This is a genomic window from Chryseobacterium sp. UF-81 (genome assembly GCF_058245105.1).
Genome location: NZ_JBSIBX010000016.1, coordinates 51,884 through 65,377 on the forward strand (window position 1 = coordinate 51,884; position 13,494 = coordinate 65,377).

Sequence of the window (13,494 nt, forward strand, 5' to 3'; positions counted from 1 at the left end):
TGATTAATCATTCTTAGTGCCATAGAAATACAGCGAATGCGAATCAATATTTACGCCAAATGCTTCTTCAATTGCTTCTTTAATTCCCTGTATTCTCGGATCACAGAATTCGATAATTTCTTCAATTTCTTTATCAGAGCCTTTTTTGTAGATCACCAAATGGTCATGCTGCTTGTCAAAATAAGACTTCTCATAAGATGAAGAGGTCAATGTTTTTTCTCCAAACTGATGCTTACGGATCAAACCTGCATCGAGGAAAATTTCAATAGTATTGTAAATCGTTGCTTTTGAAACATGATATTTCTTCTGCATCATGAGAAGATACAGATCATCCACATTGAAGTGATGATCCATACTATAAATCTCTTCTAATATCGTATATCGTTCAGGTGTGTTTCTGAAACCCTTTTCTAAAAGGTAGTTTCTGAGAACATCCTTAATCAAAGCAATATTTTTTTCTTTTTGTACTGTATCCATCAAAAAAATTATCTACAAATTTATTGATTTTTATTTAAATAGACGATAGCGTTTACCACTCCATGTTTTTAGGAATTATGACGGAAGAAACCGGATTGCTCAATCTTGTTGTCATAAACCGTAAGTTCTGTAATTGGGGCAGATTCCACTTCTACGTTGTGCGAGGATACGCCCCAGGCTTTGAAATCATCGCTTCCGATGTATTTCACAAAGCTGTAGATATTGAGGGTAATCTTTTGTTTAACGGTTAAAAGTATATCGTTGATATATGTATTATCAATAATTACATATTTCAGATCCGGCGGAATGTTGTGCGCTCTCAGGGAAGGATGGCTGCTTCTTGATGGAATGGTTCCTTCTGCCATAAGATCTTTGAGTACCATATTAAAATAGTCATTAATCCTACGGTCTACTTTAAATCCTAAGAGGAAATTGACTTTATATACCGTTCCGGGCAGAATTTCGTCTACCGTATATTTAAAAGTATACGGATCTTCCTGGTTGACAATACTTAATATAAAATAATGATCTGCTCTTTTAGGCTGTTTTTTGATAATGGAATAGATAATTTTTGATTCTACCTCATCATTTCTTTTAGCTCTGCTCAGGTAAGCAAGATTGGTGGCATATTTGGGAATGCTTTCATCCAGCTTCATATCTTTTATGATGGAGACATATTTATCTATTTTTACAAACTGGATAAATCTTGTTTTTATAAGTCTTCCATTATACCATGCGTACATTGAAATTCCGATAGAACCGGCCAGAACAACCGTAATCCATCCGCCTTCCATGAACTTGATGATGTTTGCACTGAAAAATCCTAGTTCAATAGCCATATAAACCAAAGCGAAAAATACAATTAATACTTTGCTTACTCTGTGCTTCAGCAACCAGAACACCAGCAGGACTGTTGTCATCAGCATGGTTACTGTAATGGAAAGTCCATATGCGGCTTCCATTTTACCTGATTCCCTGAAATGGAGTACTACAATAATACACAGAATAAGAAGTCCCCAGTTGATTCTTGGAATATACATTTGTCCTTTAACTCCGGAAGGATAATCGATTTTTTGATTCGGCCATAAATTAAGAGACATTGCTTCTGAGAAAATGGTAAAGGAACCTGTAATCAAGGCCTGACTTGCAATAATTGCTGCTGCAGTTGCCAAAATTACTCCCGGTACAATCATCCACTCTTCCATGATTCCAAAGAATGGGTTGACTACAGAGAATCCAGGTTTCCCATGATTGGTTAATAACCAGGCACCCTGTCCAAGATAGTTTAAAATAAGCATGATCTTAACAAATCCCCAGCTTACTCTTATATTTTTGGCACCGCAGTGTCCTAAGTCCGAATAAAGAGCTTCTGCACCCGTTGTACACAGGAAAACAGCACCAAGAATAACAATTGCGCTTGGAGAATTTGCAATAAGCTTGTAGGCATAATAAGGATTGAAAGATCTTAAAATTTCTAAATTTTCACTTAAATGCATTACACCCAACCCACCTAAAACTAAAAACCAGACAACCATTACGGGTCCAAAAAATTTCCCTATAAAACTGGTTCCGAATTGCTGTACCACAAAAATTGCAATCAGAATTCCAATCGTAATAGGCACAACAGGTGTATGGGGGTTATAGATCTCCAGACCTTCAATAGCTGACATCACTGTAAGCGACGGAGTGATTACCCCATCCGCGACAAGTGCTGCTGCACCTATGATAGCAATAAGATACAGCCATCCTTTTTTAAGATTTTTAACCAAAGAGAACAGCGCTAAAATACCTCCTTCCCCTTTGTTATCTGCCCTTAAAGCGATGATCACATATTTTATCGTAGTCTGAAGAGTAAGTGTCCAAATAATACAGGAAAGAGCTCCTTCTATGTATTCGTTGAAAGGCATATTACTACCTCCGTCTTTTGCATTTACAATTGCTTTCATTACGTAAAGCGGGGATGTTCCAATATCTCCGAACACAATTCCGAGAGAGACTAAAACTCCCATAAAAGAAAGTTTCTTTATGTCAAAATGATAACCATCTTCTGTAAGGTCTGCCATATCAGCTTATTTTTTTAAACGCGCAAATTTATACTAAATTTATGACGTCGAGAACTATTCTTCATGAATAGAATAAATGAAAAAACTTCCTTTCGGAAGTTTTTCTCTATAATAGTTTATTTTACGTACATCGCTTTTTTAATCTCCTCTTTCACTTTTTCAAGCTTAGGGAACCATTCTGCAAATAATGCAGCAGAATATGGCGCAGGCGCATCAGGAGTGGTGATTCTCTTGATAGGTGCATCCAGATAGTCAAATGCTTTCTGCTGTACCATATATGTAATTTCAGAAGATATGGACGCGAACGGCCAGGCTTCTTCCAGGATTACCAGTCTGTTCGTTTTTTTAACGGAAGCTAAAACGGTATCAAAGTCAAGGGGACGAACGGTTCTAAGGTCGATAACCTCTACAGAGATTCCTTCTTTAGCCATATCTTCAGCTGCCTGGATAGCCAGCTTCATGATCTTACCGAAAGAAACCAAAGTAACATCTGTACCTTCTCTCTTGATATCTGCTTTACCTATTGGCAGGTAATATTCTTCTTCAGGAATTTCCATTTTGTCGCCATACATCTGCTCAGATTCCATGAAAATAACCGGATCATTATCCTGGATAGCTGTTTTCAATAATCCTTTTGCATCGTAAGGGTTAGAAGGAACTACTACTTTAAGTCCCGGAACGTTAGCAAACCAGTTTTCAAAAGCCTGAGAGTGTGTAGCTCCCAATTGTCCAGCTGAAGCTGTAGGCCCTCTGAAAACGATAGGACAGTTCCACTGGCCACCGCTCATCTGACGGATCTTAGCTGCATTATTAATAATCTGATCAATACCTACCAATGAGAAATTGAACGTCATATACTCTACAATTGGTCTGTTACCATTCATCGCAGCCCCTACAGCAATCCCTGTAAAACCAAGCTCAGCGATAGGTGTATCGATTACTCTTTTAGGACCAAATTCATCCAGCATTCCTTTAGAAGCTTTATACGCACCATTGTATTCTGCAACTTCCTCCCCCATTAAAAAGATGGATTCGTCTTTACGCATTTCCTCGCTCATTGCTTGTGCAATTACCTCACGAAAAGTATATTCTGCCATATTTATTTGAAAAATTTAGACTACAAAAATAGTGTTTTTTTATTAGTAACATAACAAAAAAGCCATCTCATTGAATGAGAAGCCCTAATTATCTAATCAGAGAGGTTTTTCTTCGATCCGGCTGAGTTCTCTGTAGTTTTTCCTGAGGGCGGACAGAATCTTGCCATATGTTTTTTTATAAATTATATATATAATATAAAATACAAGCAGCATACAAAATGTAAATACGGCATAATTCCCCAGTTCGGGCATCATCCTTTCAGGGCTGGTATGCACTATAATATTATGCCCATTATTCCACCCGTCTTTTGTTCCTGCCATAAAATCTTTTGTATAAAGATCAAAATGGATAAGGTTATCCAGAATGATAAGGAGAAAAGAAATTCCTGCGTACCCGAAAATAAGCTTTCTTATATTCATAATATTTTTCATTAATGACAAGGAATTATTTCCTGTTTTTAATCTTCTGAACAGCAAAACTGCCAGGATTATAAATCCGAAAAACAGGGCTATCCTTAGATATGGAAATTCACCGTTAATATATCCATAGACAGACCATAATACAATTTCTATTACACCGATCAGGAATAAAGTTTTAGCCACAGAAACGGAGTTCTGCTTAATCATGGTATAAATTTCATTTTCGGAATAATCTTTAAATCCGGCTTCATTTTTATTCCAGTCTTTTTTTAAAAGTTCCAGTTCTTCCATATTATTTTATGCTTATTTTGGTTTTCAAATTATTCTTTGCCCTGTTCATTTTCACTCGTGCATTTCCTTCTGTAATTCCGAGAATCTCTCCTATTTCCCTGTAAGACTTATCTTCCAGATACATCATAATCAGCGCTTTTTCTACATCGGACAGTTCATGGATGGCTTTGTACATTTTTTTCAGTTTGTGTTCATCGTCTTCATACACTTCATACTCCATTTTTAAGGAAGAAACATCGATATCCGAATGCTGTAATGCCTTTTTCTGTGGTTTCCTGAAAAGGGTCATCGCCGTATTGAGTGCTACTTTATACATCCAGGTAGAGAATTTAGCTTCTCCCTTGAATCCGGGAAAGGATCTCCAAAGCTGGACGGTAATTTCCTGGAAGAGATCTTTATGGTCTTCGGCATTATCTGTATATATCCTACATACTTTGTGGATAAGCCTTTGGTTGGGCTTAAAAAAATCAACAAAGTTTTTCTCCAGTTCTGTGCTCATATTTTATGAGTGGGGAATTTTTATTTTCGTTACAGAATTTTTTCAAAAAAATAAAAAAACGGCATCTCATTTCTGAAATGCCGTCTGAAATTCTATTTAAACTTATTTAGTTTACTTTGTCCCAAACCTGGGTTCTTCCTAAGATGGAAACTCCCATATACCCTCTTACATTCAGCTTATCACCGCTTCTTGTAATCGTACATTTGTAAGTTTTACCGGTTTTAGGGTCAGTAATAGTTCCCCCGGTAAATTCATTTCCTTCTTTTTTAAGACCTCTGATGATCTCCAATCCTAAGATCGGCTTTCCTTTTCTGTCATCCTTACATCCCGTACAGTTTGGATCTGCCGGCTTTATAAGCAGCTGGGAAACTTTTCCATAATATTTCCCGTCTGATTTTTTATAGATCTCAACAACAGATTTGGCCTGCTTAGTTTCATCATCTATAGTCTTCCATTTACCTTCAATCTGTGCAAACGATAATACGCCAAACAGGGAAAGCACGAATGTTAATAATAATTTTTTCATATTTCTTATAGTTTTAATTCCGATATACGTTTTTGTTATCTATACTATTGCTAAATGTATAAATTAAATTTTAAACAGACAAAAACTTTTACTATACAGAGCATATGATAGGCCAAAGTGTAAAAGGTTAAATTTAACAGTTATGATGATTTCAGGTTTCAGACACGAGATATGAGGTTTTTTGACTGTAGATTTTAGTATCCCATAAGGCTTCGGAGTAAGAACTAGCAACCAGTAACTATACTCTAAAACCCTAAAACTCTCCGACTCTCAAACTTATTTAAGTTTTCTATTGATTACCCTGTCCATATAATCCTGATACCACGCTTTTGCCGTCTTCATTTCCTGTTCTATTTCCGGGGTCTTTAATTTTCCTATTAAATTGTTTGCAAAGCCAAGGTCATTCTTCTCATATACTCCTGTAATTTCCTTGCCGTCGAAACGGTACATATGATTTCCAATGATGAACTGTTCCGAGCTACCATCTGAATTCACTACAATAGACGGATATTTCTTATCACTTACAAGGCTTCTTCCCCAGCTTCTGATCTGTTTATTGTATCCTATAAGGTCTGCCAGCGTAGGATAAATATCTATCTGCTGAGCGGTTTCAGGGTTTACACCTTTAAGGTTGTATGCCGGATTTGGGGAATACAATATCAGAGGAACGGCAAAACGGTTCATGGCTTTTTCATATTCACCGTAAGCGATCTGGTTGGTATGATCTCCTGTGAAAACAAAAATTGTATTATTGAACCAGGGTTCTTTTTTAGCGGTTTCAAAATATTTTTTAATGGCATAATCCGTATATTGGATCGGTTCATGCATTTCTATGGTCCCTTTTTTAAATTTCCCTTTGTATTTTTCAGGGATTTTAAAGGGATGGTGTGACGAGGCCGTAAATATCGTGGTCATAAATGGCTGCGTCTTTCCTACGTTTTTTGCAAAGTACTGAAGAAACGGTTCATCCCATATGGCCCACATTCCGTCGAAATCTTCATCGTGATTGTATTCATTTTTCCCGAAATAATGTTTAAAACCTAATATATTTCCAAATCCAAGGAAGCCCATCGATCCGTTGGGAGCCCCGTGATAAAAAGAAGTATCATAGCCCAGATCATTACACACTGAAACAATAGACTGGATTTTCTGATTGGAATACGGCGAGCTGGTAAAAGCATCGGTCAAGCTTGGAATTCCCGCCAGCACACTGCTCATCCCATGAATGGACTGCCTGCCATTGGCAAACATATTAGGAAAAATCAGACTCTGCCCTGCAAGGCTGTCTATAAATGGTGTATAGGAAACATAGCCGTTGATATTTTTATCTTTATTAAAAGCACCTGAATATTCTCTGCCAAAAGATTCAACGATAAAAATAACAATATTGGGACGGTTCTCCACTTTCCGGTCATATATTTTATAAGGCTGAACATGGTCAGCAATATATTTTTCGTCTACAAAATGAACTTCTTTGAAGTTATTGGTTCCCAATGTTCTGAAAAACGAGAATGTACTGTTCAGAACTATATTGCCCTGAAGCGGGTTCACTACAAAACGATTGGCATCCACTAAATTAATGGGTCTCGTGCTGTGCTTGAAGTCTCCACGGATTCCTCCAACAACCAGAACAGCCGTACCACAAAGAACAAGTACCGACCAGATAAAATAAGGTATAAGTTTTACAGGCTTCTGTTCTGCAATCTTCACTTTTTTGTAAAGGAAGACCCAAAGTGCCATTAAAACAATAAACCATATGAGAACAAAAGGATGCTGCCCTATGGAAACAGTGAACACTTTAAAAACATTGGATTCATGTTTTGCAACTTCTAATGCGGTAGAGGTTAATCTTGCCTGTGAAAATTTATAATAGACAAAGTCCCCGAAATTCATGGCATAGGCAATTCCGTTGGTAACGAAGTACAGCCAGAATAAAACGGTCTGGTATCCTTTTTTTGTATTGATGACAACAGGAACCAGGCTTAACAGAATAAATAAAGAGTTGACATATAAGATCGCCGTGGTATCAAAGGCAGTTCCATGAAATGCCAGGTTGAAATAATCTGAAACGGAATCTACTTTGATGAGCTCTTTATTGAAGTACCAAAACAAAAGCCGGGCAATCTGATAAAAAACGTATGCTAAGAAAATCCGGTAAAAAAGGACCAGAACTTCTTGTTTTCTAAATTCTTTAAAAAATTTCATTCGGCAAATTTACATCAAAAACATATTAATGTATTTTTTCCTTCATAATATTTCGGGATAAAATTTGGAAAAACTGTACTTTTGTTGACATGAATTTCATAAAAAACAATCTTGCCAATGCATTGACCCTTGCCAATTTATTTGCAGGCTGTGTAGGAGCGATACATCTTATTCTGGGCGATTACCAGACTACGGCGGTCTGTGTCATTCTTTCTTCCATTTTTGATTTTTTTGACGGGTTTGTAGCCCGGGCTCTAAAGTCGAACTCCAATCTGGGACTTCAGCTGGATTCGCTGGCAGATATGGTAAGCTTTGGACTGATTCCCGGACTTACGATGTACAAAGCGCTGGAACCATTCGGAAATGAAATATTAGGGTTGCACCTTCCTTTTGATATAAGTTATGCCGGCCTTCTGGTGACTGTTTTTTCATGTCTCAGACTGGCGATCTTTAACCTGGATGAGGAACAGCGTTATTATTTTAAAGGGTTGAATACACCTACCAACACGGTATTGCTGTTTGGATTGTATTATGCTTTCAAAGAAACCGGAACGTTCGGATTTTTATTTGAGAATTCTTTATTTCTAGTTTTATTGACGGTTATCACATCATGGCTTCTGATCAGTCCTGTCAAGATGATGGCGATGAAATTCAAATCGAAAAAGCTCCAAGATAATTATCCTAAAGTTATTTTACTGGTTGGCGGAATTGTTATTCTGGCTCTGTTTCAGATCGTTGGTATTCCTATGCTTGTTATTTATTATATGATAGTATCACTGGTTTTCCAGAAACAGCTGAAGTAGATTTCAGGCTTCAGACATCAGATTTCAGATTTATATTTAGAGAAGAAGAAATCAGATGTCAATCCATTTCAAATCAAACATTTTTAAATTTTCAAATTATAGACATGAATTTAAAACTCCATAAACCTCTCTGCATTTTTGACCTTGAAACCACAGGAACCAATATCGGAAAAGACAAAATTGTAGAAATCTGCATTTTAAAAGTAAACCCGGACTCCTCGAGAGAAAGCAAAACATGGCGCGTAAATCCGGAAATTCCTATTCCGAAAGAGTGCAGTGAGATCCACGGAATTTATGATGAAGATGTAAAGGACGCACCAACGTTCAGAGAAATTGCTCCAAAAATCATGGAAATGCTTTCAGGAAGTGATTTGGGAGGCTTTAATTCCAACCGCTTTGATGTTCCGCTTCTGGCTGAAGAGCTGTTGAGAGTAGAAATTGATTTTGACCTGAGCAAATTCAGACTGGTAGATGCGCAGACTATTTTCCACAAGAAAGAGCCAAGAAATTTAGGGGCTGCCTATCAGTTTTACTGTGGAAAGGTTCTGGAAAATGCCCATTCTGCGGAAGCTGATGTGATGGCCACTTTTGAAGTACTGGACGCACAGGTCGGAAGGTATGAAGATATTCCTAACGAGATTGCTCCTCTAAGCGAATTTACATTCCACAATAAGAATGCTGACCTTGCCGGATTTATTGGATATAATGATAAAACGGAAGCGGTTTTCAATTTTGGGAAATATAAGGGACAAGTGGTAAAAGCTGTTTTCCAGAAAGATCTGGGATATTACGGATGGCTTCAGAATGCTGACTTCCCTCTTTACACGAAGAAAGTCTTCACAAAAATTCAATTGTCAGGTAAATTTTAAAAAATGTCAAACCTAGTCCGTTTTAAATTTTACGAAACTGCCCTTGAAGCCAACAGGGACAAGCAAATCCTTGCCGAAAACGGAGTGAATGGGTTCATTGCCAACGAACAGCTTATCCAGTCTGACTGGCTGCTTTCACAAGCCGTAGGCGGTATTCAGCTTCAGGTTTTTGAAGATGATCTGGAAAAGGCAAAGCAGATCCTGCAGGATTATAATGATAACGAAGCTTATTCCCTGGAAGTTGAACATACTATAAAAGACCCGGCATTTGATTTTGTATGCCCGAAATGCGGTTCAAACCATATTTACAGGGACGACCGGGCGACGAGCTTCTTTGGAATCTCTATTTTGTCAAGCCAGAAGTTTGTGTGCTATTACTGTGGGAATGAATTTACTCATTAATGGTTTAGGATTAAAGAATATAAAAAACTGCTTGGTCATGACTGAACTGTATTCAGATCTACAGTCTGTTAAATTAAATAATTAAAGAGTTATGAAAATCATTTGTATAGGAAGAAATTACAGCGAACATGCAAAAGAATTAGGAAACGAAATTCCTGAAAAGCCGGTTATTTTCATGAAGCCTGATACCGCGGTTTTGAAGGGAAATGATTTTTATATTCCTGAATTTTCCAATGACGTTCACTATGAGCTGGAAGTTGTTGTAAAAATTTCAAAAGGGGGAAAATACATTCAGAAAGAAGCAGCTCACAAGCATTATGAAGAGATCAGCTTAGGAATAGATTTTACAGCCAGAGATCTTCAGAGCGAACTTAAATCCAAAGGCCTTCCCTGGGAATTGGCTAAAGGCTTTGACGGTTCTGCAGTGGTGGGTAACTTCTTCAAAAAGGAAGATTATGATCTTCAGGGACTGCAGTTCTCTTTACTGAAAAATAAGGAAGAGGTTCAGGACGGCAATACAAAAGATATGATTTTCAGTTTTGATGATATCATCGCTTTTGCTTCCCAGTATTTTACATTAAGGGTAGGTGACCTTATTTTCACCGGTACTCCAAAAGGGGTAGGAAAGGTTAATGAAAATGATGTTCTTGAAGCTTATCTGAAAGATGATAAAATTCTTGATATCCGAATATTATAAGTATTTAACATAAAAAACTGGGCAATTTTTCTTATCTTTAAATAACAAAATTAAAGGTCATGATAAATATTGTACTACCCGTAGATTTTGGGGACAAAACAGAACAGCTTGTAGATGGAGCTGTAAAATTTGCAAAACAGCTGAACGGCAGAATTTTTCTGATTCACGTAGCACCTTCGGATATTGGTTTTGCTATCGGTGATATGGGATATCAATATTTTCCTGAAGTAGAAGCCAATGAGATCAGAGAGGAGCTTATACAGCTGAACAAGATTGAGCAAAGGATTATTGCTCATGATATAGACTGCGAGCATTTATTAAAACAGGGCATTGCAAAAGATACCATCCTGGAATATGCAAAAGCCAAAAATGCCGATTATATTGTAATGGGATCGCACGGAAGAAGCGGAATTTACGATGTGTTTGTAGGAAGTTTAACGAAAGGACTTACGAAAGACTCTCATGTTCCTGTACTGGTGCTTCCTATCCACGACTAAAAAATAAATTTTAATCGTTAATAAAAAAACCGATCAGACCAAAGTCCGATCGGTTTTTTACTATATAACCAATTAATTAACCTTCTTTTTTATAGATCTTAGGATCGTAGTAAGGGTTCTTACCCTCAGTCGGAGAATAATAGTCTTTATCTTTATCCCCACCTAGTTTTACAACCAGTACATAGCACCAGTAAGTAAACAATACGCAGCAAACGATAAATAAAATCCAGTTTAGAACATTTCCAAATGTATCAAAAAAACCGAAGGTCCATTTGAAAACTTTACTTAAGAATAACCAGAAAGACGTCATTATTTTCCTTTTTTAAATTAACTTTGTACAAATTTATAAAAAATGTTTAAATTACTTTCAAAAGAAAGCAATATTTTTTCAATTCCTGTTTATATTGGTTTTCTTCTTTTAGTAGTCATAATATTTAACATACTGAATTTCAACACTTATGAAGCAATCATCGCAGGAATAACTTTCCTGGGAATCGCTTTGGGATATTTTTGTTTTCACAGTATTGCTCTTAATTACCAGACGCATCTGCCGTTATTTTTATATACTTTTTTTATTTTTGGACTTTATCCGGGGAATCTGGATATCGGAATTGCTGTTTCACTGCTTACCAATTCTTTTCTGCTGCTGCTTTTAACCAGTGCGGATGAAGATATCAGAAAAAAATCCTATGTTCTGGTAGGAGCCATCGTTGCGCTGAACTTTATTTTTCTTCCTACCACATGGCCCATGGCTCTTTTCGTGATTGTTCACGTAATAGCAACTTCCCAGAAAATAAGCTTAAATCTGTTCAGGTTTCTTTTAGGAACTATATTGATTGCTTTCAGTTATTTTTCGATTATGTTCTTCTTCCGGTTCACGACATGGAATATTGATTATTTTCCTTTTGGAAAAATGAGGCTTATGACAGATTATATTGATCTGGTCCCTTTAATTCCTATTCTCCTGATGCTTATTTATGCCGTATACGACCATTTTAAAAACTATAATAAGAAAAGTCCGATAAGCAGATATAAGTACACGTTTTTGCTTGTATTCTCACTGGCCCAGCTGGTGACTATTATTCTGTACATGAATAAAAACTATGAATATTTACTGCTTCTGGCATTCCCATCGAGCATTATCCTGAGCAGGATGATGAGATTTTTGCCTAAATACTGGATGCAGGAGGTAAGCTTATGGCTTATCATTATAAGTTTGATTGCTTTTAAAGCAGGTACGTATTTTAATTTATTTTAAAGATTATGATTCAGATAGACGATAAATTGATTTCAGAGGATATATTTTCCGAAGAATTTGTTTGCAACCTTACGAAATGTAAAGGTGCATGCTGTGTGGAAGGAGATGTAGGGGCTCCGCTAGATAAGGATGAACTTGAGATTTTAGACAGTATTCTTGATAAAATAAAGCCTTATCTTACACAGGAAGGCATCAAAGCCCTTGAGGAACAGGGAACATGGACAACCGATCCGGAGGACGGAATGTACGTGACGCCTATGGTAGAAGACCGTGAATGTGCCTATGTAACCTTCGACGAAAGAGGAATCACGAAATGTGGCATTGAAAAAGCGTATGAAGATGGTGCCGTAGACTGGCAGAAACCGATCTCCTGCCACCTTTACCCGATCCGTGTCACGGAATATTCTACTTTTACTGCCCTGAACTACCACGAATGGAGTGTATGCAGCGATGCCTGCACGCTTGGAAAAGAACTGCAGGTTCCTGTCTACAAGTTCCTGAAAACTCCGCTGACCAGAAAATATGGTGAAGACTTCTACAATGTTTTAAGTGAGGCTGCTGATGAATGGAAAAAAGCATATGGCTCTTAAATAAAAAAACCGCAGACAGATAACAGCAGATTTCTGATCTTACATATAGAATTTGTTTAAACTTTCTTTGTTGGAAAATCGCAAAGACGCAAAGTTTTTAAACTGTATAGATATTTTCAGGCGCATGGAAATCAAAGATTTCAGGAAAACTTTATAGTAAATTTTATCGCAGATAAAATCTTTGCGCCTTAAAAAACGGCTTTTTCATTATAATCTGCGACTTTGCGACTGAACAGCTATATATGATATAAGTTTAAACAAATTTATATTCTAAAACCGGAAAAACAAGTCTTAAGAGTTCATCAATTCCTGATTTTGTACGCTGATCACAGGACATCCTTCAAAAAGATTAAGAAGGATTTTAAGAATACAATTTAAATTCGCATTTTTGTAAAAAAACAGGCTATGCAAAAAGAAAAATTACGTGCCATAAGAAAACAGAAAGGCTATACCCAACAGCAGATCGCCGACATCATAGCCACTGATGTATCCAACTACAGCAGAAAAGAAAGCGGCGATGTAAGAATTTTCAAAGATGAGTGGGAGAAAATCTCACGATTTCTGGATCTCCCTATGGAAGAAATTTATGAAGATGACGAAGCGAAGACCATTATCCAGAATCCGGTATTCAATGACAGCCCGGGATCTTATGCTATGGGAAATGTTACCCATTTCAACAATGAAATGAGTCTTTCCATTATAAAAAATCTCCAGGAATATATAGAGCTTCTGAAGGATGAAGTGAAAAAGCTGAAGGAGGGGAAGAAATAAATTGATCCAATTTGAAATAAAAAAACCAT

General features: G+C 36.9%; 16 protein-coding genes. 8 read left to right on the top strand and 8 right to left on the bottom strand.

Going from position 1 to position 13,494, the window contains the following annotated elements; all coding sequences use genetic code 11:
* Positions 1-3 precede the first annotated feature (3 nt).
* The 7 genes from AC4IFE_RS18815 to AC4IFE_RS18845 form a co-directional block, all read right to left on the bottom strand.
* Positions 4-477 (bottom strand): Fur family transcriptional regulator, encoded by a 474-nt coding sequence (locus tag AC4IFE_RS18815; protein WP_034706517.1) that lies wholly within the window; start codon positions 475-477, stop codon positions 4-6.
* A 68-nt stretch (positions 478-545) separates the two neighbouring features.
* On the bottom strand, positions 546-2,540 hold the full coding sequence (locus AC4IFE_RS18820; protein WP_490758661.1) for a KUP/HAK/KT family potassium transporter: 1,995 nt from the start codon (positions 2,538-2,540) through the stop codon (positions 546-548).
* Between the two features lie 116 nt (positions 2,541-2,656).
* On the bottom strand, positions 2,657-3,637 hold the full coding sequence (locus AC4IFE_RS18825; protein WP_034709939.1) for a pyruvate dehydrogenase complex E1 component subunit beta: 981 nt from the start codon (positions 3,635-3,637) through the stop codon (positions 2,657-2,659).
* A 96-nt stretch (positions 3,638-3,733) separates the two neighbouring features.
* Positions 3,734-4,348 carry a DUF8845 family protein gene (locus tag AC4IFE_RS18830; protein WP_490758662.1) on the bottom strand — a complete coding sequence of 205 codons (615 nt, stop codon included), beginning with the start codon at positions 4,346-4,348 and terminating at the stop codon, positions 3,734-3,736.
* A 1-nt stretch (position 4,349) separates the two neighbouring features.
* Complete coding sequence (locus tag AC4IFE_RS18835) at positions 4,350-4,847, bottom strand: RNA polymerase sigma factor (protein ID WP_490758663.1); 498 nt, start codon at positions 4,845-4,847, stop codon at positions 4,350-4,352.
* A 106-nt stretch (positions 4,848-4,953) separates the two neighbouring features.
* Positions 4,954-5,373, bottom strand: a complete 420-nt coding sequence (locus AC4IFE_RS18840) for a DUF2147 domain-containing protein (protein ID WP_490758664.1) — start codon at positions 5,371-5,373, stop codon at positions 4,954-4,956.
* Between the two features lie 276 nt (positions 5,374-5,649).
* The gene (locus tag AC4IFE_RS18845; RefSeq protein WP_490758665.1) at positions 5,650-7,578 is read right to left on the bottom strand and encodes an LTA synthase family protein; all 1,929 of its coding nucleotides are present in this window, start codon (positions 7,576-7,578) and stop codon (positions 5,650-5,652) included.
* An 89-nt stretch (positions 7,579-7,667) separates the two neighbouring features.
* Between AC4IFE_RS18845 and AC4IFE_RS18850 the strand changes: the two genes are divergently transcribed.
* From AC4IFE_RS18850 to AC4IFE_RS18870, 5 genes are all read left to right on the top strand, one after another.
* Positions 7,668-8,381, top strand: coding sequence for a CDP-alcohol phosphatidyltransferase family protein (locus AC4IFE_RS18850; protein ID WP_490758666.1), 714 nt, complete (start codon positions 7,668-7,670; stop codon positions 8,379-8,381).
* Between the two features lie 104 nt (positions 8,382-8,485).
* The gene (locus AC4IFE_RS18855) at positions 8,486-9,250 is read left to right on the top strand and encodes an exonuclease domain-containing protein (protein ID WP_490758667.1); all 765 of its coding nucleotides are present in this window, start codon (positions 8,486-8,488) and stop codon (positions 9,248-9,250) included.
* Between the two features lie 3 nt (positions 9,251-9,253).
* Positions 9,254-9,652 carry a putative signal transducing protein gene (locus AC4IFE_RS18860; RefSeq protein WP_306843203.1) on the top strand — a complete coding sequence of 133 codons (399 nt, stop codon included), beginning with the start codon at positions 9,254-9,256 and terminating at the stop codon, positions 9,650-9,652.
* Between the two features lie 91 nt (positions 9,653-9,743).
* Positions 9,744-10,349 (top strand): fumarylacetoacetate hydrolase family protein, encoded by a 606-nt coding sequence (locus AC4IFE_RS18865; protein ID WP_490758668.1) that lies wholly within the window; start codon positions 9,744-9,746, stop codon positions 10,347-10,349.
* Between the two features lie 59 nt (positions 10,350-10,408).
* Entirely contained in the window at positions 10,409-10,846 is a 438-nt protein-coding gene (locus AC4IFE_RS18870) for a universal stress protein (RefSeq protein ID WP_111956352.1), read from the top strand.
* Between the two features lie 76 nt (positions 10,847-10,922).
* Here the strand turns inward: AC4IFE_RS18870 and AC4IFE_RS18875 are convergent, their stop codons facing one another.
* Entirely contained in the window at positions 10,923-11,156 is a 234-nt protein-coding gene (locus AC4IFE_RS18875) for a DUF6341 family protein (protein WP_474928414.1), read from the bottom strand.
* A gap of 42 nt (positions 11,157-11,198) precedes the next feature.
* On the opposite strand from AC4IFE_RS18875, the gene AC4IFE_RS18880 reads away from it, so the two are divergent.
* The 3 genes from AC4IFE_RS18880 (at position 11,199) to AC4IFE_RS18890 (ending at position 13,465) form a co-directional block, all read left to right on the top strand.
* On the top strand, positions 11,199-12,104 hold the full coding sequence (locus tag AC4IFE_RS18880; RefSeq protein ID WP_490758669.1) for a DUF6427 family protein: 906 nt from the start codon (positions 11,199-11,201) through the stop codon (positions 12,102-12,104).
* Between the two features lie 5 nt (positions 12,105-12,109).
* Positions 12,110-12,694 (top strand): DUF3109 family protein, encoded by a 585-nt coding sequence (locus AC4IFE_RS18885; RefSeq protein ID WP_490758670.1) that lies wholly within the window; start codon positions 12,110-12,112, stop codon positions 12,692-12,694.
* A gap of 405 nt (positions 12,695-13,099) precedes the next feature.
* The gene (locus AC4IFE_RS18890; protein ID WP_490758671.1) at positions 13,100-13,465 is read left to right on the top strand and encodes a helix-turn-helix domain-containing protein; all 366 of its coding nucleotides are present in this window, start codon (positions 13,100-13,102) and stop codon (positions 13,463-13,465) included.
* Positions 13,466-13,494 lie beyond the last annotated feature (29 nt).